A 23,052-nucleotide genomic window follows, 5' to 3' on the forward strand; every position below is an offset into this window, starting at 1 on the left:
ACTACTTCTGAGCTAGATTCTCAAGATAGTTTGCAACTTCCTCTAGCTCAGCCTGACAACAGAAAATGCCAATATCATCATCTTCAAGCTTGTCTAAGATATACTTCACACCTGTTAGCTCACCATGTGAAATATAAGTCTTTGAGATATCAAACCCTTTGCTCTGTAAATCACCTCGGATTAATGTCGGTAGCTCAAGAGGCTCAGCTCCTCTAAGATACTTCTCTGTTTCTTTAATGACCACAAAATCAATACCATGCTTAATTATAATGTCATTTATGCCAGGTATCAGATACTTCCTATCCCCAGTAGTACCAATCATCAAGTATTTCTTGCCACCTTTATCATAAGCTTTCATCATACTCAATAACGCATCCATACCAGCTTCATTATGAGCATAATCAAGAACCACAACCTTATTATCAAACTCAAAGATATTAGCACGGCCTCTATTAACTTTAGGATCATTCTTATAGCTTCTAAGAGCTTTTTCGATATTATCAAAACTAATTCCAAGCTTAAAAGATAAAGCTATAGCAATCATAGCATTTTCGATATTATGCTTGGCAAAACCTTTAACTGTCAATGGAGCATCAACAACTGGTAGTATTTCCTGTCTAGAGTCACTACTTATCCAAGTAAAGCTACCATTTTCAACAATACAAGCATAATCAGACTTTGATAAATAATAGTCCATATCGTGTTGCTCTGGATTTTGCGTCACGATAATTTTTGCACAAGTTAACTTATCAAAGCGCTCTTTCATATACGAATTATCTAAGTTGATAATAGCATGAGAGCCTTTGCCCATCGTACGGAACACAATCGATTTTGCTTCTGCTAACTCTGCAACAGTCTCTATTCCATCCTCACCTAGATGATCAGCAGAGACATTCGTAACAGCTGCTGCATCAACATAAGTTTCTATTAAACCTCTTTTTAAAAGTCCCCCTCGAGCAGACTCTAGCAGAGCTACTTCTACTTTCTTATTTGTAAGAACAAATTGATGTCCTGTTGGACCCGAGTAATCGCCCTCATCTATCAACTCATCATTTACCTTTACCCAATCAGTAGATGTATACCCTGTAAGTTTACCTGCTGTACGACAAATGTAATCAGTAAGTCTGACCGTTGTAGTCTTACCATTTGTACCTGTTACAATAACAGCCGGTATATCATAAACTTTTGACCAGTCAACATCTTCAATTTTATCGTTGTCTAAATCAAACTCATAACAGCCAGTACCAGAACCAACATAAGCTTTATTCTTATCTCTAAAAGCATTAAAACCTTTGGATTTAGCTAATTCATAAAGCTTTCTATAAGTTAAGTTTTTGTCTTCATTTATAAAAGGCATTAGCTCATCTTGTGCTTCTTGAAGTGATTTGAAACGGCCTGTTTCAAAACCTTCTCTCACAGAAAGCCAAATAAAGTCAATAACATCACACGCTGGCATTGTAATATCGACAGGGGCAATCATTGCATAACGAACACCATTATTAAAAAACTTATGAGTAAGTTTTATATCTTGCCAACCTAATACAGGAAGAATCCTATTAGCCTCTTGATAAAAAAGTTCTGTCAATTTATCGCGGTGCTCTATAAGTGGCACATCCAGAACCGTTCCAGTCTCTTTAAAAAACAAGTTAGGTCCAACAAGTCTACGTGAATAACCTTCAGGAATCATATAAAGGCTCCCTTAAAATAGTAATAAACAATTAGTCGTTATCTTCTTCATCAAAAATAACTCTAACACCACTCTCATCAGCTATAACACCTGCTTTTATAACTTCAGAAATTTCTTCTGATAGACTAGGATCCTGAGCAATAATAGAAGCAGAAAACATTTCTTTCTTTTCTTCTTTTTGTTCTTTATTGTCGTCAGCATCTTCTTTGTTAAAGTAAATAATCTGCTTCCATGTTCTTTTTAATTTATCTGCAAAAATAACTACCAGATCACCATCCTGAGCCATTGCCAGAGCATGATCCACAGCTTCTTGCTCACTCTCGATAGTTTCTATCCTATCGGCAGTCACACCAGCCTCTATTAAACCTTCTTTAAGCATTCTTGGAACTTCATCAGGAGCTCGACCTCTTAGAGTATCATCACGCTTACAAATAAAGTGATCGTAATATGGTGCAGCCGTTTTAGCTATTTCGTAGATATCTTCATCTCTTCTATCACCTGGTGATGCTAAAACACATATTTTCTTACCGGCAAACTCCATATTATCAACCATCTGGCTCACAAGCTTTATTGCTGCTGGATTATGTCCATAATCCATCAGTACTTTAAATGGATGTTCCTCAAACCAGTTCATACGTCCTGGCGCTTGGTAAAATGATGTTACAAATGTTCTCAATCCATCTCTAATATCATCTAAACTCATACCCATACTGTAAGATATAGCTATTGCAAACATAGAGTTTTGAACATTATGGATAGCTTTACCTTCCATTGTAGCTGGAATCAAATGAGTCCATAAAACTGGTATATGAACATGATTATCAAAAATTGTAATCATATCTCCATTAACACCCTTTTCAATAATACAAGCTTTACCGCCAGCACGTATATGTTGTTTAACTAAAGCATGCTCTGGATTCATAGTTACATATAGTATATATTTTGCTGTTACTTTAGCTGACATTTTAAGTACATTAGGATCATCAGCATTTAGAACTGCGACATCCTTTGCTGCTTGAGGAACTATACTCTTAACTTTAGCCAAATCTTCTAACGTATTAACTCCTTTAAGACCTAGGTGATCAGAGGATATATTTAAACAAGCTCCAACATTACAGTAATCATAGCCCATACCACTTCTTAGTAACCCTCCTCTAGCAGTTTCAAGGATTGCCATTTCTACAGAAGGATCTTTCAAAACCATTTGAGCTGAAGCTGGACCTGTAGTATCACCTGCTACAGTTAGTTTTCCGTTGATATAAACACCATCTGTGGTTGTAAGTCCTACTATTTTCCCAGCATTTTTCCACATATGAGCAACCATACGTGATGTTGTAGTTTTACCATTTGTACCAGTAATAGCAGCAATTGGAATCCTAGCATTACCATGTTCTTTAGGAATCAGCATATCTATTACTGCACCTGCAACATCTCTAGATTTACCCTCACTAGGAGCCACATGCATTCTAAACCCTGGAGCAGCATTACATTCACAAATAGCACCACCAATATCGTGATAAGATTGTGATATATCATCTATCAAGAAATCAACACCACCAACATCAAGACCTATAGCTTTTATAGCTCTTTCCGCCATATCTTTGTTGTCAGGGTGTACAATATCAGTGACATCAATAGCTGTACCACCAGTTGAAAGGTTGGCTGTAGATCTTAAATAGAAAACTTCTCCATCCTCAAGAATAGTATTTTCATCATACCCAGCAGCTCCCAATAAAGTCTTAGCTTGATAGTCCAACTCTAATTTTGTTAGAACTTTCTCATGTCCAACACCTCTACGTGGATCTTCATTTACAATATCAACTAGCTCTTTAATATTATGTTTACCATCTCCTATCACATGACCAGGAACCCTTTTAGCAACAGCTACAAGCTTACCATCAACTACCAACATTCTATGATCGAAACCAGTAGCAAACTGCTCCACTAAAACATATCTAGATACTTTATTTGCTTCAACGAAGGCATCTTTAATTTCTTGCATAGTTTTTAAGTTAATAGATATTCCACGACCATGATTACCATCCAGAGGCTTAACAACTAATGGGAAGCCTAAGATTTTTGCAGCTCTTAAAGCTCCCTCTTCAGTAGTTACCATCCTTTGCTTAGGCATAGGAAGCCCCAAACCTTGTAGAATAGTATTCGTCTGATTTTTATCACAAGATAAGTCAACAGCAATACTAGTAGTTTTACCTGTAATTGTTGCTCGAATTCTTTGTTGGTATTTACCATAACCAAATTGAACTAATGAATGGTCATTTAATCTAAGATACGGAATATCTCTTTTTTTAGCAGCTTCAATTAATGATGCTGTACTTGGTCCAAATTCTTTGCTTTGTGCAAATTTTATAAACCTTACTTTTTCATATTCAAAATCAAAATCTTCATTCTTATGAGCCACTTGCTTTTTAAGATCCTCTGGCAATAAAGATATCAATAAATCTCTAGCCAACTCCATAGCTCTTAGACCAACATCTTTTTGCTTATATTCATAGACCAAATTATAACAACCAAGCTCACCTGTCGATCTAGTACGACCATATGTTACATTACTACCAGCTATATCTTGAAGCTCTAGTATTGCATGCTCCCAAATATGACCCATCCAAGTGCCTTCATCCTCTCTCATTCTACGGATAAAACCACCCTTTTCTCTATATGAACAACCATGCTCTTCTAATCCTGGTAAACTATCCACAAGTCGATCTACAAAATCCTGACCAATCTTTGCAGATGGCCATTCTTCAAGCACTCCCAAATCAATTTCATGTTTAATAACAGGAAAGTTTGCATAGATGTTAGGTCCGACATAAACATTAGTAGATAGTATTTTCATTAAAGACTCCTTAGATATTCAATCTTGTATACACTTAATATATACTTCACAAATCATGATACATAAAAATCATGTCCAAGAATAGCGGATTTTAATAATTCTACAAAAATTTGTAAGGAAGATAATGAAATATGATTTCGGCTTTATAGCTATTGGCGATGAGGTAGTAGATGGAGATATAGTTAATACTAACTCCTGTAATTTTGCTAAATACCTAGTAAGTAATGATTTTGAAATAGGGTTTCATATATCGTGTAAAGATGATTATGAAGATATAGTTTCAAGTATAGAGTTTCTAAAGCAAAATCATAAAAATATTATAACTATAGGCGGCTTGGGTCCCACTGAAGATGACTTAACCACAGAGTCAATTGCCAAATATTTTGACAAAAGTCTATCTTTAGACGATGACTCATGGCACAAACTAGAAAAAAGGATGATTGAAAAATATGGTAGAATTACTTTGTGTACTGAAAAACAAGCTATGTTTCCTCAAGGCTCAGAAATCTTAATAAATCAAAATGGTACTGCAAACGGATTTAAACTAGAGTTTGAGTCTGGTCGATATATATATGTTTTTCCTGGACCTCCTAAAGAGTGCATTCCTATGCTTGAGGCATTAAATCTAAACAACAAAACAAGTAAAAAAAGAAAAATAGTTCGTAAAAAATGGAATATTTTCAATATTGGTGAAAGCCTGCTTGCAGAAAACTTAGAAGTGATTAAGGAAAAATATCCGTTTGTTACTTTCAAATATAGAATTGCAGAAGGCTTTATCGAGTTAAAGTACTTTTATCCTGAAGGTTGTCCTCATAGTGAAAGTATTATAATAGATGTAGAATATCTTTTAAAAGATTATCTAAAGACTAAGATTTAACTGTTCTTTCTTATCAATGAATATCGCATCAACCTGCCATTCAAGCAAGTGTTTAATTTCATCATCTGTATAAACAGAATAAACAAAAACTTTACCAAATTTACGTTTCAAATATTTAACTCTTGAATCGGTTAAGCAGCTATAATTTATTATGACTGCTATATATTTGTTTTTAACAAAGTCTTTATAAAAATCACTATCAATATATTCAAAATCCCTAACCCAGTTAACGGTGTAAAAAAGTTTACCTTGAGTAAAATCTTTATGTCTCCTTAACTCTCTCATTACCACTTTTGAGAAGCTCGACAATAAAATTTTTGATTTCATAGTTGGATAATGCTCAAGAAGCTCAATAACCTTAGCGACTAAAGTCTTTTGGTAGCTTATATTTTCATTACTTACTTTAATTTCAAGATTCAAAAAAGCATTATTATGCTCCGCCCACTCGATATACTCTTTCAGTGTTAATATTTTAGCTGTTGACTTTAACTTAGGATGAACAAGTTCTAAAGACTTTAAGCTAAATATTGACATATTAGTAACATTTTTATCAATATCAAAAAACCTTTTTGGAGTATCATCATGAAACAAGAATAACACCCCATCAGAACTCATTTGCACATCTGTTTCAAACCAATTAAACCCAGCATTCTTGGCAATTTGAAAGGCTTCTATTGTATTTTCTACAGCATCATTATTTGCGCCTCTATGAGAAATATATCTATCTACATGCATATATCAAAAAATTTATTAAACTCGGATTTGAATTATACATTAAAAAATATTATTAAAATAAATCCTTTTTATTAATTTATATTGAATATTTTGTTTTTTAATAATTATCTCAATCATGATATAATTTTTGTTAATTTTTGTGATTTATTTTAGTATAAATGATTGATAGTCCGTATATTAACAAGAAGCTAGCTTCTTTACTACTACATCGTAAGCTTATAACAAGAGAGCAACTTGAAGAGATAAGTTTAGATAAATCACTAGCCAAACAAGATCTCTTAGACTACCTAATTGATCATGAATTAGTTGATAGCAAATCATTTATGATTGAATCTGCAACTCTGTTACGTTTACAGTATATTGACTTAACTGCTATAAATGTAAATTTTCTACCGCAAGATTACTTTGATGCTGAGTTTTGTAATGAGAATAAATGTTTACCACTATTTAGAAGAAAAAAGAGCATTTATGTAGCAATAGCTAATCCAATAGATAGTCAAGAAATACTAAAAAAACTACGCAGTAAATATGATTATTCTTTTACTCCTATTGTAGGAGAAATTAATCTAATACGAGAAAAGATTGAAGAGTACGATCAATATCTCAAAGATGAAGGACACGTAGAAAGCGAATCAAAACTTGAAGAGCAGATGAATGCTGGTGGTGAGCTTGATATTGACTTTGTTGAAGAAGGTGAGCGTGAAGGAGATGCCATAATAGGAAGTGGTGAAGATGAAGAAGCTCCTATCATTAGATTCATCAACAATACTATTGTGGACGCAATACAAAAAGGTGCTTCAGATATACACTTTGAACCATATGAAAAAAACTTTCGTATTAGATACAGAATAGATGGCCTACTAATAGAGACTTTTAATACCAAAAAAAATCTTGGACCTAAAGTTATATCAAGACTTAAGATTATGTCTAGCCTTGATATCGCAGAAAAAAGAATCCCTCAAGATGGTAAATTTAAAATTTCTCTTTCAAGAGAAAAAGCTATTGATTTTCGTGTTAGTACATGTCCAATAAGTTTTGGTGAAAAAGTTGTACTTCGTATTCTTGATTCTAGTTCAACACAAATACCAATTGAACAATTAGGTTTCTCAGAAACTCAAAAAGAAACATATCTTAAATATATCAAACAACCACAAGGCATGGTACTAGTAACAGGTCCAACTGGTTCAGGTAAAACAGTTACTTTGTACACAGGTATAAACATTCTGAATAAACCTGAAAAAAATATTTCTACAGCAGAAGATCCTGTCGAGCTTTTTGTAAAAGGTATCAACCAAGTTAACGTTAATAATAAACAGGGGTTAACATTTGCTGCGGCTCTTAAATCTTTCTTACGTCAAGATCCAGATATAATCATGGTCGGTGAGATTAGGGATATTGAAACAGGATCCATTGCAATTAAGGCATCGCAAACAGGTCACTTGGTTATGTCAACACTACATACAAATAGTGCTCCAGAAACATTAAACAGATTGGTAGATATGGGCTTACCTAGATATAATATTGCTACTTCTGTAACGTTGATTATTGCTCAGCGTTTAACAAGAAAATTGTGCCCAAAATGCAAATTAGAAGATACTGATACCGAGTTTTCATTACTTGTTGAGGACAGTGGCCTAAATGATGAGATACTTATGAAAACATTCGGTACAAAACTTGAAAAAGTAAAGAGTGCAAAGATATACAAACCAAACCCTAAAGGATGTCCAAGATGCTTTAAAGGATACAAAGGAAGACTTGGTTTATATGAGGTTATGCCAGTTTCTAGAGAAATTGCAAAAATGATATTAGAAGACAAAAACACTATGGAGCTAGCAATACAGGCTCAAAAAGAAGGAGTTGCCACAGTTAGACAGTCAGCACTAGTAAGAGTTTCACAAGGGTTAACATCTATGGAAGAGGCTTACAGAGTAAGTTAAAGGATAAAATATGCTATTTGGAAATAAGAATAAAAACAAAATAACGATTACATCTTGGGGCTATAAGGCCAAGCTCAAAAATGGTAAAACCATAAAAGGAATCATAGATGCTGATACTAAAGAAAAAGCTGAGATTCAAATAAGACAAAAAGGCTACACTGATGTTAAAGTCAAAAAACAGCCTAAAGATTTACTTCCGAAAAAAATATCATATCAGGATATAACGGAAATGACTCGTCAGCTAGCTACAATGACAAAAGCAGGTATCCCAATTATTAAATCTTTTGAAGTCTTCATAATGGGTATTCGAAAACACCCTCGTCTAAAGATATTAGCCATCCAAATTAAGCAAGCTATCGAAGGTGGTGAATCATTTTCAAAAGCCTTGAGTAATTTTCCAAAAGTTTTTGATAAGCTTTATATAGGTCTCATAACTGCTGGAGAAGAATCTGGTAACCTAGATCTTATGCTTAATAAAATAGCTGACCAACGTGAAGCATTACAAAGTATTAAAAAGAAAGTTAAAAAAGCTCTTTCATATCCAATTGTTGTATGTGTTATAGCAGCTGGTGTAACAGGGATACTTTTAACTTTTGCGGTTCCAGCATTCTCAGCAATGTTTATAAACTCTGGAAAACCCCTGCCTGCGATTACTCAAGTCACTGTTGATGCATCTAACTTCATGCAAGATTCATGGTGGAAAATTATTCTTGTAATATTTATGTCACTATCAATATTTAAATCTCTGAAATTCAAATTCCCAAAGATACAAGTTGCTCAAGACCATTTTATGCTTAAAATACCCATAATTGGTGAGGTTATTTTCAAATCTGCTCTAGCACGATTTGCTAGTACATTAGAGATTACTGTTCAATCAGGTATGAGCTTAACAAGAGCATTAGATATGGTTTCATTAGCAACAGGTAATGCCAAGTATGACCAAGCCGCTATAGACATTAAAAAAAGTATCAGTGAAGGAGCATCATTTAAAGAAGCTATTGTTGAAACGGGAAGCTTCCCATTCTTAGTAGAACAGATGATAGCTGTTGGTGAAGAGTCAGGTGCTTTAGAAACGATGCTTGGAAACCTTAATAGAGTATATCAAGAAGAAGTTGATACACTTGTAGGAAGTTTGAGCTCAATGTTAGAACCTCTAATTATGATTGTGCTAGGTGGTGTTGTCGGTTTCCTTGTAGTAAGTATGTATATGCCAATGTTCCAAATGGGAGATGCTATAGGCTAGCAACCTTATTTGTCCATTTTATCCAAAATATTTTATCTAAGTTTATTACTATATTATTTTACAAAAATAGTATTATTCTCTTGCTCGTAGCACTTCCCAAGCATATTTCTTAAAGGCTATCGCTAAGATAATCTTCATGGTATGATAAAATTTACCAAAACACTTAGTAGGATATTTCCTACTTTAAAACAGACATTTATTATAACCTTCATAGAGAAACATATGATAAGTACCATAGTTATCTATAGACCCTTACTAATATAAGTTAGATGTACAATAAGAGATAGTTAATAAAATAGACTAATTGAGAGCCTTAATATTCACATTTTCTGATTCTACAACATGATGATATAAAAATCAGTATTTAAATATCTAAAATAAATTAAAAAATGATAAAAGAAAATTCGAGAGATTAATATTAATAAGTTAAGAAATTAAGCTTCTTCTTTTAAGGGAGCTGATACACTCGCTTGAACACGTTGGTTACGAGCATCTGACTTATGAATACCATCTAAAGTATTCTCATAACCAAATCCTTTAGTAATGATTTTATCATTATCTAAACCTAGTTGCTTCATGTACTCAGCTACAGCTTCTGCTCTCTTCTCAGAAAGTTTTTGGTTATATATCTCAAATTCACTTCCTGTTGTTCCTTGAGAAGCATAGCCTTTAACTGTTACTGTGTTAATATCACTGTTCTTGACAAAGTTAACAAAAGATGCTATGGCATCTTTGCCCTTACTGTTTAATTTTGAACTATCATAAGCAAATTTAGTATCTAAATAAACTGTTACATCATCGCCGTTCACAGTATAGCAAGCAACACCTTCTTTAGTTAAGTTGAAGTTACCTTCACACTGCTTAATACCTTGAGGTAAAACATACTTAGATTCATCAATTGTCGGCATAGCTGTAGTTTCTGCAGCTGTAGTAGCACCATTGTCTTGGATGTTGCCAGTATCATTATTATTATCATCTTTGCCACCAAAGAACCATGTAATACCACCACCAATCATGTTAGTACCCGCTCTACCTTGAGCACCTGACATACCACTTGGAGCCATTGTCTGAATATATCTATAATCAGCACTTACTTGAACATCTCTAGAAAGCTCAAATTTAAGACCTCCACCAACGTCCCATGCACCTGTAGCTTGACCAGCCAAATTAGCCCAACCAGCACCACCAGCAGCATATGGAGTGATCATAGTACTATTACTGAAATTAATAACACCCTCACCTAAACCTGCAAATACCCTACCAACTAATTGGTTATATTGAACTGCAAAATATTTATTGATGTTATAACCAATTATCATATTTGCGCCAGCTCCAGAAGGAGAGTTAGGCGTTCCAGCAAGACCATTAGCATCTACACCAAAGTACCACTGACCTGTTCTATCTTGAGGACCCCAAGTATTGTCTTTGTTAGTTAAAGAGCTATATGTATTAGCAAAAGGAGTAAGGAAACTATTTCCAGCACTACTTTGAGTAGCTGTTGAATTTGTATCTACTGACGTATCCATATTGTCAGAACCTGCAGCAAATGAAAACGTAGCCGTACCTAATAGTACTGTCGTAGCGATAACAATGTTCTTTAATTTCATCAAAAGCTCCTTTTAAAACTCTTTTTTAAACTAGTAGTAAATAAATAAGACTGAAGCATTATACAAAATTAGAATAAAGTTTCCAAGTTTTTTTTAATTTTTATGAAGTTAATATTCTATATTTGATTAATAACTCTTCTTGGCTTTCGATATTATTAGGGTCTGTTATGATACATCTTATTGGACATACCTTGGTACATTGAGACTCTTCAAAGTGACCTACACACTCTGTACACTTATCAGGATTAATTTCATAATACTCCTCACCTTGTGATATTGCCTCATTAGGACATTCTGGTTCACATATATCACAATTTATACAATCATCTGTAATCAATAGTGCCATACTAGTCCTTAGAATATTTTAGCTTTATTTTATTAAATACACACTCTGGTACAAATTCACCTACTCTTTGATAGTTATGAATAGCAACTGCCCTAACTAACGTAGATGATATACAAGAAAATTTTTCACTGGGAGTTAAAAATATAGTCTGAATATCGCTATTAAGCTTATTGTTCATACTAGACATCTGGAACTCATAATCAAAATCAGATACTGCTCTTAATCCCCTCACAATAGCACAGGCATTATACTTTGCGGCAGTATCTACCAGAAGTCCCTCAAAGCTAACAACCTTAACTCTACTATTATCTTTGAAAACTTCTCTAATCATTTGCTCTCTTGTATCTAAATCAAAGAGAGTTTTCTTACCATATGCGGTAGATGCTGCTACCACTATTTCATCAAAAATATTTAATGCTCTATCAACCAAATCAACATGGCCATTTGTGATAGGATCAAAAGTACCAGGATAAATTGCTATTTTTGTCATGACTCAATTAAAATAATCCTAACTCTAGTTTAGCCTCTTCTGTCATAAGTTCCGAATTCCATGGTGGATCAAAGACCATCACAACATCAACCTTATCAACGTTTGGCAACATTGCTACGCGCTTCTCAACATCAGTCATTAGTACAGGGCCCATACCACAACCTGGAGCTGTAAGAGTCATATCTATAATCACATGAAAATTACCATTCTCTAACTTTCTAGTAACCACATTATAAATCAAGCCTAAATCGACTATATTAACTGGAATTTCAGGGTCATAAACTGTTCTCATCTGATCCCAAACTGCATCCATATTTATAGGGTCTCCAGGCTTGATTTCATAATTTTCAACTGGATATTTAACTACCTGCTTACCTATTGCATCAGCATCCTTTCCATCTAAGTGGAGCAAATTACCATTTACGTTTAATGTAAAACTTCCGCCTTTATCTTGAGTTACCAAAACTTCCTGACCAGGCATAAGCTCAATCTCATTACCAAATGGAACAGCTACTGCTTTTACTTGCCTTCTTACTATAGTTACATCTGTTGTCTTCATTTTTTATATATTCCTAAATTGTAAAGCTTTCACCACAACCACAACGAGCTGATTCATTTGGATTAGTATATTCTAATTTGTATAGTCCAAAGTCATGTTTAACATAATCAATTTGCAAGCCATTTAAAAAACCCATGGACTTATTAGATACAAAAAACTTTAGACCATGCTTATCTACTATCGTTGTATCATTTGGCTGTTTAGTAACAAAATCTATATCATAAGCTAATCCAGAACAACCCATTAACTTTGTACCTATATATATACCTATGTTTTCAGAGTCTTTAGCCAAATGCTTTTCAAAATGCTTAGCAGCAGCTTCTGTGACCTCTAGAATATTATTAGGATCAAATACTTCGACCATATTATCTAACCTTTTCAGTTTATTGTGACTATTTTAATTGAGATATTACTTTTTTCAATGCTTTAATAAATAAGTCTATTTCTTCAACAGTATTATACATACCAAATGATATGCGCACAGTTGATGAAACACCCATTCTATTTAATAAAGGATGCGCACAATGCTTGCCTGTTCTAACACACATACCTTTTATAGCCAATAGCTCTCCAATATCACCAGCATTACAGCCATCAGCAACAAATGTTATGACTCCTGCTTTATTTTGAGCTTGACCAATTATTTTTAGACCTTCGATTTTTTGTAGCTCTGTTGTTGCATATTCTAATAACTGTTGCTCGTAGTTTGCTATATTTTCCATACCAATAGAATTAACGTAGTCTATAGCCTCACCAAACCCTATAGAACCAACTATATCAGGTGTCCCCGCCTCAAATTTGTACGGAGGTAACGCAAATGTTGTCTTATTAATTGTTACGTCATTGACCATATCCCCACCATAGTTATATGGAGGTAATTTTTGTAGCAACTCATATTTACCATATAGAACACCAACACCAGTTGGTCCATATAATTTATGACTTGAAAACACAAAAAAATCACAATTTAAATCTTGGACATCCACTTTTGAATGTATAATAGCTTGAGCACCATCAACAACTACTAATATATTTGTGTTAATCTTTTTAATGTCTTGTATTATCTTTTTGACAGGGTTAATAGTCCCTAAGACATTTGAGCACAAGGTTATAGCCACAACCCTAGTTTTATCTGTAATCAAAGATAAAAGGTTTTGAATATCAAGTTCACCATTATCATCGACTTTAGCCACTTTGAAAACTAATTGTTTTTCTTCACAGAGCACTTGCCATGGCACAAAATTAGCATGATGTTCCATTTCAGTAACAATAATTTCATCTCCCTCAGAAACAATTGACTTGCCAATAGAATTTGCTAGCAGATTAATTGACTCTGTGGTGCCTTTGGTTAATACAATTTCATTTGATGACTTAGCATTTATAAACTGCTGAACCTTTACACGTACATTTTCATATCTGTCGCTAGCTTCTTGGCTTAGCTGATAAACTCCACGATGTACATTAGCATAATTAAACTTATATGCATCAGCTACAGCATTGATGACTGCTTGTGGTTTCTGAGCCGAAGCCCCGGTATCAAAAAAAACAACAGGCTTGTCATTAATTACTTGTTCAAGAAATGGAAAATCTTTTCTAATTTTTTTCACATCATACATTGTATACTGCCTATTAAATATATAAATCAAACAAATTATACTAAATTAGTATAATTTTGTCAGTAGTAGAATTTTATGATTTATGTAGAATAATTAAAATGAATTAGCATACAGGGACATTGGTCGCTAAACCTCCTAGAGAGGTTTCTTTATACTTACTACACATATCCAGACCTGTTTCATACATAACTTTAATAACATAGTCTAATCCAACGAATCTCTTCTCGCCTGTATCTAAATGAGCTAATTTTGCAGCATTTATAGCCTGTACAGCCCCCATTGCATTACGCTCAATACATGGGATCTGAACTAATCCTCCAATAGGATCACAAGTCAATCCTAAATTATGTTCCATACCAATCTCTGCTGCTGACTCTATAGAGTCAATATCTCCACCAAGCAGTGCACAATAGCCAGCAGCCGCCATCGAACAGGCAACTCCGACTTCACCTTGACAACCAACTTCTGCAGCAGATATAGAAGCTCCTGATTTATATAAAATACCTATAGCGGCACATACAAGTAAATATTTATTAACAACTTTTGATAATTCATCTTGATTAATAATTTCATGAGTCTGCAGATAATACTTCAATACAGCAGGAATCACACCAGCAGCTCCATTCGTTGGTGCTGTAACCACCCTTTCACCACATGCATTTTGCTCATTCACAGCAATTGCAAAGGCGTTTAGATAGTTAAAGTCAGTATTAACAACATTCTGCTCTTTAAGTTTTTTTATCATACTTGGAGCTCTTTTCCTAACCTTAAGACCACCTGGTAATATTGCTTCCGGACAAGTTAAGCCTTTTTCTATTGATGTTTCCATAACCTGCCAAATTTCAGCTAATTTCTTCAAAGAATATTGTTCTCCATAAGCTGTTTTCTCATTTTCAAACATTATCTCAGCAATAGACATACCTTCTTTTTGACAAATATTTTTTAGTTCTGCCATGCTAGCGAATTTATAAGGCTTATTACACTCCACCTCTGTAGGAACTTCATCTTTTTTTATTTGTTTTTTATCAACGATAAAACCACCACCTATAGAGAAATATTCTTTTTGACAAAGAAGCTTATCATCATCAAATAACGAAAAACGCATACCATTAGAGTGCTCTGGAAGAAATTCATCATAATGAAATATTAAATCCTGATCATAATCAAAATTAATTTCAAATTTTTGACCTAAATTAAGTTTTTTTTGCTTTAAACAGTCGTCATAAAGCTGTTTTGCTAATTCAATATCTACAGATTCTGGCAAGAACCCCATTACACCTAAGATAACTGCATAATCTGTTTTATGACCTTTGCCAGTAAGAGCAAGTGACCCATATAAATCAATCTTAATTCTTGTGGTTTCAGTTAACTTGTCCTCATACAAACTAATAAAATTGCTGCCAGCTCTCATTGGTCCTATAGTATGAGATGAAGATGGTCCTACCCCGATAGAAAAAAGCTCAAACGTACTTTCCATAAAACTCCTCCAAAAGTTAAAACTGAAATAATACAAGATAATCAAATTATATCTTATTTTAATCTCTTTTCTCTAGCTTTCCAATCTGGCATATAGCATGAAATATAGTCATAAAACTCTTTGGAGTGATTAGGATGAGTCAGATGAGCTATTTCATGAAGCACCACATACTCTATAGCCTCTATATCTCTTAAAATCAGATTAAAACTTAGATTTATATTTTTTTTAACGTAGTTACATGAGCCCCATCTAGTTTTTGTCTTCTTTATTGTTACTCTATTTATTTCTTGATTAGTGATTTTCAGATATTTAGCCACAAGATTATTGAGAATAATGTCTGCTTGATCCTTATAGAATTCTTCCAATAGTTTTTGCTTAAACTCTTTATTATTGATAACACTAGAATTTAGTAAGAACTCGATATAATCATCACAATAATTAACCAAGTTATGTTTTGAACAAGTTATTTGAATAGGATATTGTCGCCCTAAAAAATAAATACAATCTCCATCATCCAAATTATAATTATTGTAGTCATATCTTTGATTGATCAGTAAATGTTTAGTATGCCTATCTATCCACCTTTTTTTTGTTTGTAAAAGCTCTAGAATTTCTTTTTTTGAAACTCCTTTGGGCGAGGTAACTGTAATTACACCGTCGACACTCAGGGAAATTTTTAGATTTTTAACATTTTTATATATTATATCAACTTCATATGACATAAGTTATTGTACTGTTATATTCTGCCAGCCCTGTTTAATATCAGCATTATTATTCGACCAATATTCAGTTACCATATCTCTGATAGTAATATTAGTGTCTTTATAGTTTTTAACATTATCAAAGATGAAACCATCTCCTCCAGTAGTTAAAAAATCAATAGTTGCAAGTTTATAAGTATTATTTTCGTCTAAAGGCTGATTGTCGATTAAAATCCTTTTTATTTGATTTGATTTATCTAATGTAATATTTAATCCAGCAAAAACACCTACCTGTTTATCTCCAAGTGGCTGCAAACTATGCTCAATCATTTTAAATAAATCACTCCCTTTTATATCCATAGTGACTACCATATTATCAAAAGGCATCGCCTCATATATCATACCATAGGTAATATTACCTTGTGGTAGAGATCTTCTAATACCATGTGAATTAACAAGAGCTAAATCCGAACCGGTTTGATTTTTAATAATATCTGCTAATGTATAAGTTAAAGGAATATTGTAGTAACCATCTTGTGCTTCGTCTGACATATCAGCAGGAGCCTTTGTTATGATCTTATCAAGCTCAGATTTAACAGAATTATTGTATTTAGCTATTATATTACTAACTTCCTTGTTAGGTTTAAGATTTTTTGTAGCCTGAGCTAAATTAATAACTTCAGGTGTTACTTTACATACATCGGATGTGTGACAATCATAGTGTAAAACACTTATATCTTTACCTTGGCTCTCTCCTTGCTCAACTACAACACCATTTTTCAAACCATTAACAAACTTATGGCTATGTCCCGTCAAAACAGCTGAGATATCGTCAACACCATTTACCACCGCATATATTTCTGACTCATCGCCCAAATCAGCCCTCTGTGCAAAAAAGATTTCAGAGTTCTGTTGATCAGTAGGAATATGAGTTAATAAGACTATTGTGTCTGGTTTTGGCAGTTTATGCTTATTATAGTTATTTATGTATTTAATCCATTTATTAGCGCTTGTAACAGGATTCATAAACTTCAAATTCGAGACATTTTTTTCTGCTGTAGTATCAGGAGTTTCTAAGGTAGCTAATCCTATAAAATATATTGTTTTACCACTTGGTAAGGTTTCATAGCCAAAAGGCTTAATATAATCTAATGAATTTTGCTCAGTATATTTCCTATAAAAATAGTCAAATAAAGAATCATCTTTATAACTAATATTCGCAGCTAAAAATCTAATACCATTCTTGTCATACCAATGCTTGAACCACTTCTGACCATAATCAAAATCATGATTCCCCACAGCAGAGTACTTAACACCAATGTAATCAAAAAAATCATTAACCACATCACCATGAGAAATATTTGATATACCCGTACCTTGATAGTTATCGCCAGCTGCAACCACTACCAGATTTGGATGTGTCTTTTTATAATTATCTATAAAACTAGCTAGTTTTGCTGCTCCAACCATGTCTTTATTGGGCTCAACCTGACCATGAAAGTCATTTAAAGATAAAACCGTTATATCATCTTGAGCATAAACAAATACAATACTAAAAAATATTAGTATAAAACTAAGATACCTTCTCATAATCATGTCCTTTAATTATAATGATAGCTTTTATATGAGCCCAAAACTTTCAAAAAAGTACTCTTTTTAAGCACTTCCAACAGAGCCTTTTGAACATTTTCATCATCTTCAGAGCCTTCAAAATCTATAAAAAACAAATAATTCCAAGCCCTATTTCTTGATGGTCTAGATTCTATTTTTGTAAGATTAATATTATGTTTACCAAAAACATTTAAGGTATTTACGAGTGCATTAGATTTATCTTCAACAGAAAAAAGTAAAGTTGTTTTATATTTACTATTATCTATATCAACCTGAATATCGTCATATCCCATTAATAGAAAACGTGTATAGTTAAAATGTTCATCCTCAAACTCGTTTTGAAAAATTTTTAACCCATAAGTCTTTGCTGCAAGCTCTCCAGCTATTGCTAAATTATCTTTAACATTCTTCTCAAAAATATACTTTGCGGCTCCAGCGGTATCAACAAAAGCCTCAGGAACAAGTTTTAGTTTATTAAGGCTTTTAGAACACTGAGATAATGCTTGAGGATGAGATATAACACTCTTAACATCAGAAAGCTGCACTCCCTCCAATCCCATTAAACAGTGTTTGATTTTTAAAACTACTTCAGCTTTTACTTTTAAATTACTCTTAATTAATTCATCATAAGCTGGCACGACTGATCCAGCCAATGAGTTTTCAACGGGAATCATAACAAAGTTTGATTTACCAGCTATAGTATGTTCAATTGCTTCAGAAAACGAGAAGCATGGAACTGTCTGAAAATCTTTAATATTTTGTTGATTTAAGAAATTAGTTATTGCTTGCTCAGAATAAGCCCCATGCTCACCCTGAAAAGATACTTTAATCATATTGTATTATTAATAAACTTTTCTAAACAATATAATACATTATGAGATAATAAGATAAAATTGTTTATTTAGATATAATTGTCGTCATTAATAGCTTTTTTGATTCCTTCTTGCATATCTTCAGCAGACAGACATAGATTCTTCGCTATTGTAATAACGATAAAACTAATCACAAGAACTATTGCTGAACTCCAGTATAAATCTAAATCCCCTGTTCCGCCAAATGAGCTAAAATAAGAAACTATTGTAACTAGTACAATATAAATCCAAAACCATATCGACTCTCTAAAATTCCAATGTATTTCTTCTGATCTATCTTTTCTAAAGGTTCTATAAACTCCAAGCATAATCAAAGCAATAATTAGAGCTATACCAGCTTTTGAAACTATTGCCCATCCACTCCATAGAAATACCAAAGTAGCTGCAAACATACCTAAAGTTGATAGCAAATAAGCACCTTTAAGCCTAAATGGTCTATGCATGTCAGGTAGATGATGTCTAAGTGCCATGGTTGATGTTGGACCAGTAATGTATGTAAGAGCTATCAATGACGTTAAGAAAGTAGCCATTTCTTTCCACCCAGGGAATGGAGCAAACATAACTAAAGCGATCAAGAAATTAAGTCCAATAGCATAGATTGGTTTTTGCATAATTGGGCTTAACTTCCCTAAAACACTTGGCAAGTAACCGTTATGCACCATAGCTCCCAAAGATTTTAGTGCAATACTAAAGTAAATTAGACCAGCCATAAGAGGGAATACTATAGCTCCAAAGTAGAGTGGGTACATAACCCATGTAACTCCAAAACTTTGAGCCATTACAGCAAATGGACCAAAACTAGATGAACTAGCTCCTGGCATAACAACACCTTGCCAATCATTATTGTGTACAAACTTTGACATTACTAATAAATACGCAGCCTGTAAGAATAGAAAAATAATCAAACAAATCAAAACTGCCCCAATCGTTGCAACTGGAATTGATTTCTTAGGGTTTTTTGTACTTCCTGCGAGTTCTACTATAGTTTTAAAACCAGTAAAAGCATAAGCAATACCACCAACTGAAACTGCAGCCAAAACACCATTAAACCCAAACGGCATAAATGATAATTCTTCTGCTTTCATATCTTTTAAAGCTGGTAAAGTAAAACAAAATATAACAAATACAATCGATATAAATATTGGTACAGCAACCTTAAATAAAGTAACAATATTATTAATTTTTGCTAACCATTTAAGTGAATAAAAATTAATAACACAGAATCCTAAAAGGAAAATTATTGCTAACGGTACTCCAGCCATCGACAAAGCACCATCTCTGCTAGCATCAATGAGTGATGGATAAAATACTGCCAAATATTGAATAACTGCCTGAACCTCAATTGGTGCTAAGACCAAGTATGATATCCATGTAATCCATGCGAACATATAGCTTGTCATAGTCCCATGAGTAATGTGAGGAATGCGTGAAGTAGACCCCTCAACTGGTACGATTGTACAAACCTCAGCAAACACTAAGGCTATAAAAATCATTAAAATTGCACCTATTATCCAAGAAAGAATAGATCCAGGACCAGCTTCCTGCGATGTATACTGCGCGGCAAACATCCACCCTGACCCCATAATAGCACCAACACCCATAGCTACCAAGCTAAGGGTAGAAAGACTCTTCTTTTCCATGTTATCCTTTAATTAACAAATTACTAAATAGTAATTAAGAGTTTACTGCGAATGATCTTACATGTAAATACTTCAGGAGTTATATAACCTCTCTTATAACTCTCTCGTTTAAGGTACTCATAATATCATACTCGATTGTATTGACTTGCTTAGCCATCAAAAAAGCACTATTCCTATTGCGTGGAATATCAGATATTAGTTCTACTACATCTCCTACTTTCACTTCGTGTTCATTATAGCCTAATGAAACCGTTAATCCATCCATACTCATTCTTCCAGCCATAGGGTATAGTACATTGTTGATACTCACAAACCCTCTATCACCAAGCTCCCTAGGAAAACCATCGCCATAGCCAATAGGTATTACAGCAACTTTCTCTCCATGCCCCCCCCTATATATCATAGAATAACCTACACCATCACCTTCTTCCAAATCAATTATCTTAACTACCTTTGATAATAGCCTTGCTATAGGCTTAATTTCTCTTATAGGTCTATCAACATAAAACTCTGGAAGAAAACCGTAAGTTACAATACCTGGGCGAATCATATCATAACAAATTTCCTTATCTCCTAGAAAACCATAAGAATTTGATAAATGACAAATTATCTTACGAGATAACTCTTTAGTATATTCAACAATTTCTGAAAATCTCTTTTTTTGCTTAGTATTTGTTGGATGATCTCGATTATCAGCACATGCTAAATGGCTATAAACTCCTTCAAGTAAAATCCACTGAGAGTCATGTGCTCTTTTTATAGTTCTACAAGCATCACTATAACACACTCCCATACGATTCATACCCGTGTTTATATTAATATGGGCATATACTTTTTTATCAAGCTCTTTGGCTATTTGCTCTAACTTTTCAATATCTTCATAGTCTTGAATGCTAACTCTGATATTTTCTGAGATCATTTTTTCAATATATTCATAGTATATTACTCCAAATACTAGCACTGGATTTTTAGCAACAGCTGTTACTCTAAAAGCCTCTAGAGAATTAGCAACAGCAAAAAAATCTACTAAATCTTGTGTATTCTCTACTATCTCTTCTATACCATGCCCATAAGCATTTGCCTTGACAGGAAAACACATCTTAGCGTTGCCAACATACTCTCGAATAACTTTAATATTATTCCTTAAAGTTTGTTTACTAATTTTTAAAATATTCATAAATTTCCCACACTATTTATAAATAACATTATTAATTTTATTTTTTAGGACTAGAAGTGAAAAAGCAGCAACTACAGTAACAATAGTAATCCACATAAATAAATTCTCATAACCCAGATAACTATTAATCTTAGTTTGCCCAATTAGCAAAGAGCTCTTTGAGTGTTCCAAGTCTTTACTTGCATAAAGTGAAGCCACGTATGCTCCTAGCTTAATACCAACTGCCCAAGTTAAAAACCACATCCCCATACAAAAGCCTCTGACCTTAGTCGGGACAAGTTGCGTTATCAAAGATAAGCCAACAGCCGTTGCCATAATCTCAGCCCAGGAAAAAAACACACCTACAGCTATGACTTCCCACCAAAAGGAAACTTTTGTAGAAGGATCATTAAAAACACACACCAAATATAAGAAACCGTAACATATCCCAGCACATAACAAGCACAAAGCAAATTTACTTGTTGATCTTAATCTATCACCCATTTTATTGAAATACATAGCAAGAAGTGGAGAAAAAATTAGAATCCCTGAAGTATTTAATAGTCCTGGTACAGTTTGCGAATTTAGCTTAATACCTAAAACATTCAAATCCACATGATGAACATTAAATAGGAAGAATGACGTTGTCTTTTGAGCATAAGTCATAAAAAATATTGTTGCATAAAATATAAATACTAATAAAAGTAGCATTTTTAAGCGATACTCTTTATCTTGCTGGAAAGTAACATTTATGAAATAACCAACAATAACTACTACCGCTAAAATAAGTACAATAATAATTAAATCACTAAAATACAATAAGCCAGTAACTACTGATATAAAAAAGACTATTCCTACTATAGCTAAAACCAACTGCTGAAAACTAAGTGTTTTTTTACCAACTGGCGCAGCTATTGTTGAAAATAATTTCTTATTCATAAATATATTGCCAAGAGCTAGTAATACTCCACAAGCGCACACCCCTAAAGCAATTCCATAATGCCTATTTTCTAAACCATATGAATCTGCACTGCTTAAATAAGGTATTAGAATAGCACCTGATAATGCTCCAATATTATTAGCCATATTAAAGTAAGCGTATATAGAGTCTAACTTTGCTGGATCTCCTGCATATAATCTAGATACACTGTTCAATGTCATTGGCACAAATAAACATGCTCCAACAATAATCATTGCCAACCCTATATAGATCGAAAAATTCATTAGCATATCACTAGTCGCTAACAATGAATATCCTGATAATAGACAAATACCACCTGCAATTAAAGTCCTTCTCACACCTAGGGCCTTATCAGATATAAAACCTCCCAAAGAGCTCAGAACATAACAAAGAGCAGTAAATGAACCAGCAAAGGTTGATGCGTAAGATTCTGTAAGATTTAACTTATTTATACAGAAAAATATTAAAATATAAAAAAAACCAAAAAAACTAAACCTTTCAAATAATTGTAATAAAAATAATGAAATGAAGTATTTCGTTCGTTGTTTTTCCTCTATATATTGCACTACACACCCTCCTTGTGTTCAAGTCAAATTATCTACAAGCTACTGAAACTCTCTCAAATAGCTCTTACAGCTTTATAATTAAGATCACCCATAAAGATATTACTTTATAGATCAAGA

The 23,052-nt window shown here is 33.4% G+C and carries 19 protein-coding genes; 3 read left to right on the forward strand and 16 right to left on the reverse strand.

Annotated features, from left to right (window positions below):
- Position 1: 1 nt before the first annotated feature.
- On the reverse strand, positions 2-1,687 hold the full coding sequence (locus tag F7308_RS08045) for a Mur ligase family protein (RefSeq protein ID WP_013923368.1): 1,686 nt from the start codon (positions 1,685-1,687) through the stop codon (positions 2-4).
- A 31-nt stretch (positions 1,688-1,718) separates the two neighbouring features.
- Entirely contained in the window at positions 1,719-4,541 is a 2,823-nt protein-coding gene (cphA, locus tag F7308_RS08050; RefSeq protein WP_013923369.1) for a cyanophycin synthetase, read from the reverse strand.
- A 124-nt stretch (positions 4,542-4,665) separates the two neighbouring features.
- Here cphA and F7308_RS08055 point away from each other — a divergent pair, with 124 nt between their 5' ends.
- Positions 4,666-5,418: a competence/damage-inducible protein A gene (locus F7308_RS08055; RefSeq protein WP_013923370.1), complete on the forward strand. Its 753-nt coding sequence runs from the start codon at positions 4,666-4,668 to the stop codon at positions 5,416-5,418.
- Here the strand turns inward: F7308_RS08055 and F7308_RS08060 are convergent.
- Positions 5,401-6,153 (reverse strand): glycerophosphodiester phosphodiesterase family protein, encoded by a 753-nt coding sequence (locus F7308_RS08060; protein WP_013923371.1) that lies wholly within the window; start codon positions 6,151-6,153, stop codon positions 5,401-5,403. The genes F7308_RS08055 and F7308_RS08060 overlap by 18 nt on opposite strands.
- A gap of 158 nt (positions 6,154-6,311) precedes the next feature.
- Between F7308_RS08060 and pilB the strand changes: the two genes are divergently transcribed.
- Both pilB and F7308_RS08070 read left to right on the forward strand, forming a co-directional pair.
- Positions 6,312-8,090 (forward strand): type IV-A pilus assembly ATPase PilB, encoded by a 1,779-nt coding sequence (gene pilB, locus F7308_RS08065; RefSeq protein WP_013923372.1) that lies wholly within the window; start codon positions 6,312-6,314, stop codon positions 8,088-8,090.
- Between the two features lie 10 nt (positions 8,091-8,100).
- On the forward strand, positions 8,101-9,333 hold the full coding sequence (locus tag F7308_RS08070) for a type II secretion system F family protein (protein WP_013923373.1): 1,233 nt from the start codon (positions 8,101-8,103) through the stop codon (positions 9,331-9,333).
- 434 nt (positions 9,334-9,767) lie between these two features.
- On the opposite strand, the gene F7308_RS08075 is transcribed toward F7308_RS08070, so the two are convergent.
- The 13 genes from F7308_RS08075 to F7308_RS08135 all read right to left on the reverse strand — a co-directional run bounded on the left by F7308_RS08075 (position 9,768) and on the right by F7308_RS08135 (position 22,935).
- Positions 9,768-10,940, reverse strand: a complete 1,173-nt coding sequence (locus tag F7308_RS08075) for an OmpA family protein (RefSeq protein ID WP_013923374.1) — start codon at positions 10,938-10,940, stop codon at positions 9,768-9,770.
- A gap of 100 nt (positions 10,941-11,040) precedes the next feature.
- Positions 11,041-11,286: a YfhL family 4Fe-4S dicluster ferredoxin gene (locus F7308_RS08080; protein ID WP_013923375.1), complete on the reverse strand. Its 246-nt coding sequence runs from the start codon at positions 11,284-11,286 to the stop codon at positions 11,041-11,043.
- Position 11,287: 1 nt separating this feature from the next.
- Complete coding sequence (coaD, locus tag F7308_RS08085; RefSeq protein WP_013923376.1) at positions 11,288-11,776, reverse strand: pantetheine-phosphate adenylyltransferase; 489 nt, start codon at positions 11,774-11,776, stop codon at positions 11,288-11,290.
- Between the two features lie 7 nt (positions 11,777-11,783).
- Complete coding sequence (gene sufT, locus F7308_RS08090; RefSeq protein ID WP_013923377.1) at positions 11,784-12,335, reverse strand: putative Fe-S cluster assembly protein SufT; 552 nt, start codon at positions 12,333-12,335, stop codon at positions 11,784-11,786.
- 13 nt (positions 12,336-12,348) lie between these two features.
- Positions 12,349-12,699 carry a HesB/IscA family protein gene (locus F7308_RS08095; RefSeq protein ID WP_013923378.1) on the reverse strand — a complete coding sequence of 117 codons (351 nt, stop codon included), beginning with the start codon at positions 12,697-12,699 and terminating at the stop codon, positions 12,349-12,351.
- 28 nt (positions 12,700-12,727) lie between these two features.
- Positions 12,728-13,951 (reverse strand): aminotransferase class V-fold PLP-dependent enzyme, encoded by a 1,224-nt coding sequence (locus F7308_RS08100; protein WP_013923379.1) that lies wholly within the window; start codon positions 13,949-13,951, stop codon positions 12,728-12,730.
- A 103-nt stretch (positions 13,952-14,054) separates the two neighbouring features.
- The gene (locus F7308_RS08105; protein WP_013923380.1) at positions 14,055-15,428 is read right to left on the reverse strand and encodes an L-serine ammonia-lyase; all 1,374 of its coding nucleotides are present in this window, start codon (positions 15,426-15,428) and stop codon (positions 14,055-14,057) included.
- Between the two features lie 53 nt (positions 15,429-15,481).
- The gene (locus F7308_RS08110) at positions 15,482-16,150 is read right to left on the reverse strand and encodes a M48 family metallopeptidase (RefSeq protein WP_013923381.1); all 669 of its coding nucleotides are present in this window, start codon (positions 16,148-16,150) and stop codon (positions 15,482-15,484) included.
- Between the two features lie 3 nt (positions 16,151-16,153).
- On the reverse strand, positions 16,154-17,719 hold the full coding sequence (locus tag F7308_RS08115; RefSeq protein WP_013923382.1) for a bifunctional metallophosphatase/5'-nucleotidase: 1,566 nt from the start codon (positions 17,717-17,719) through the stop codon (positions 16,154-16,156).
- Between the two features lie 11 nt (positions 17,720-17,730).
- Positions 17,731-18,573: a prephenate dehydratase gene (pheA, locus tag F7308_RS08120; protein ID WP_013923383.1), complete on the reverse strand. Its 843-nt coding sequence runs from the start codon at positions 18,571-18,573 to the stop codon at positions 17,731-17,733.
- 68 nt (positions 18,574-18,641) lie between these two features.
- Entirely contained in the window at positions 18,642-20,252 is a 1,611-nt protein-coding gene (locus tag F7308_RS08125; protein WP_013923384.1) for an APC family permease, read from the reverse strand.
- Between the two features lie 79 nt (positions 20,253-20,331).
- Positions 20,332-21,429 carry an alanine racemase gene (gene alr / locus F7308_RS08130; RefSeq protein ID WP_013923385.1) on the reverse strand — a complete coding sequence of 366 codons (1,098 nt, stop codon included), beginning with the start codon at positions 21,427-21,429 and terminating at the stop codon, positions 20,332-20,334.
- 12 nt (positions 21,430-21,441) lie between these two features.
- Entirely contained in the window at positions 21,442-22,935 is a 1,494-nt protein-coding gene (locus tag F7308_RS08135) for a peptide MFS transporter (protein WP_013923386.1), read from the reverse strand.
- Between the last annotated feature and the right edge of the window lie 117 nt (positions 22,936-23,052).

The sequence above is a fragment of the Francisella salina genome (assembly GCF_000219045.1).
GTDB lineage: Bacteria > Pseudomonadota > Gammaproteobacteria > Francisellales > Francisellaceae > Francisella > Francisella salimarina.

Excerpts from the sequence above, each read along its gene's own strand:
- coaD (WP_013923376.1), bottom strand. The coding sequence starts at position 11,776 with ATGACAAAAATAGCAATTTATCCTGGTACTTTTGATCCTATCACAAAT.
- F7308_RS08110 (WP_013923381.1), bottom strand. The coding sequence starts at position 16,150 with ATGTCATATGAAGTTGATATAATATATAAAAATGTTAAAAATCTAAAA.
- pilB (WP_013923372.1), top strand. The coding sequence starts at position 6,312 with ATGATTGATAGTCCGTATATTAACAAGAAGCTAGCTTCTTTACTACTA.
- pheA (WP_013923383.1), bottom strand. The coding sequence starts at position 18,573 with ATGATTAAAGTATCTTTTCAGGGTGAGCATGGGGCTTATTCTGAGCAA.
- F7308_RS08075 (WP_013923374.1), bottom strand. The coding sequence starts at position 10,940 with ATGAAATTAAAGAACATTGTTATCGCTACGACAGTACTATTAGGTACG.
- F7308_RS08095 (WP_013923378.1), bottom strand. The coding sequence starts at position 12,699 with ATGGTCGAAGTATTTGATCCTAATAATATTCTAGAGGTCACAGAAGCT.
- F7308_RS08045 (WP_013923368.1), bottom strand. The coding sequence starts at position 1,687 with ATGATTCCTGAAGGTTATTCACGTAGACTTGTTGGACCTAACTTGTTT.
- F7308_RS08070 (WP_013923373.1), top strand. The coding sequence starts at position 8,101 with ATGCTATTTGGAAATAAGAATAAAAACAAAATAACGATTACATCTTGG.
- cphA (WP_013923369.1), bottom strand. The coding sequence starts at position 4,541 with ATGAAAATACTATCTACTAATGTTTATGTCGGACCTAACATCTATGCA.
- F7308_RS08100 (WP_013923379.1), bottom strand. The coding sequence starts at position 13,951 with ATGTATGATGTGAAAAAAATTAGAAAAGATTTTCCATTTCTTGAACAA.
- sufT (WP_013923377.1), bottom strand. The coding sequence starts at position 12,335 with ATGAAGACAACAGATGTAACTATAGTAAGAAGGCAAGTAAAAGCAGTA.
- F7308_RS08105 (WP_013923380.1), bottom strand. The coding sequence starts at position 15,428 with ATGGAAAGTACGTTTGAGCTTTTTTCTATCGGGGTAGGACCATCTTCA.
- F7308_RS08125 (WP_013923384.1), bottom strand. The coding sequence starts at position 20,252 with ATGGAAAAGAAGAGTCTTTCTACCCTTAGCTTGGTAGCTATGGGTGTT.
- F7308_RS08060 (WP_013923371.1), bottom strand. The coding sequence starts at position 6,153 with ATGCATGTAGATAGATATATTTCTCATAGAGGCGCAAATAATGATGCT.
- F7308_RS08080 (WP_013923375.1), bottom strand. The coding sequence starts at position 11,286 with ATGGCACTATTGATTACAGATGATTGTATAAATTGTGATATATGTGAA.
- F7308_RS08055 (WP_013923370.1), top strand. The coding sequence starts at position 4,666 with ATGAAATATGATTTCGGCTTTATAGCTATTGGCGATGAGGTAGTAGAT.
- alr (WP_013923385.1), bottom strand. The coding sequence starts at position 21,429 with ATGAATATTTTAAAAATTAGTAAACAAACTTTAAGGAATAATATTAAA.
- F7308_RS08115 (WP_013923382.1), bottom strand. The coding sequence starts at position 17,719 with ATGAGAAGGTATCTTAGTTTTATACTAATATTTTTTAGTATTGTATTT.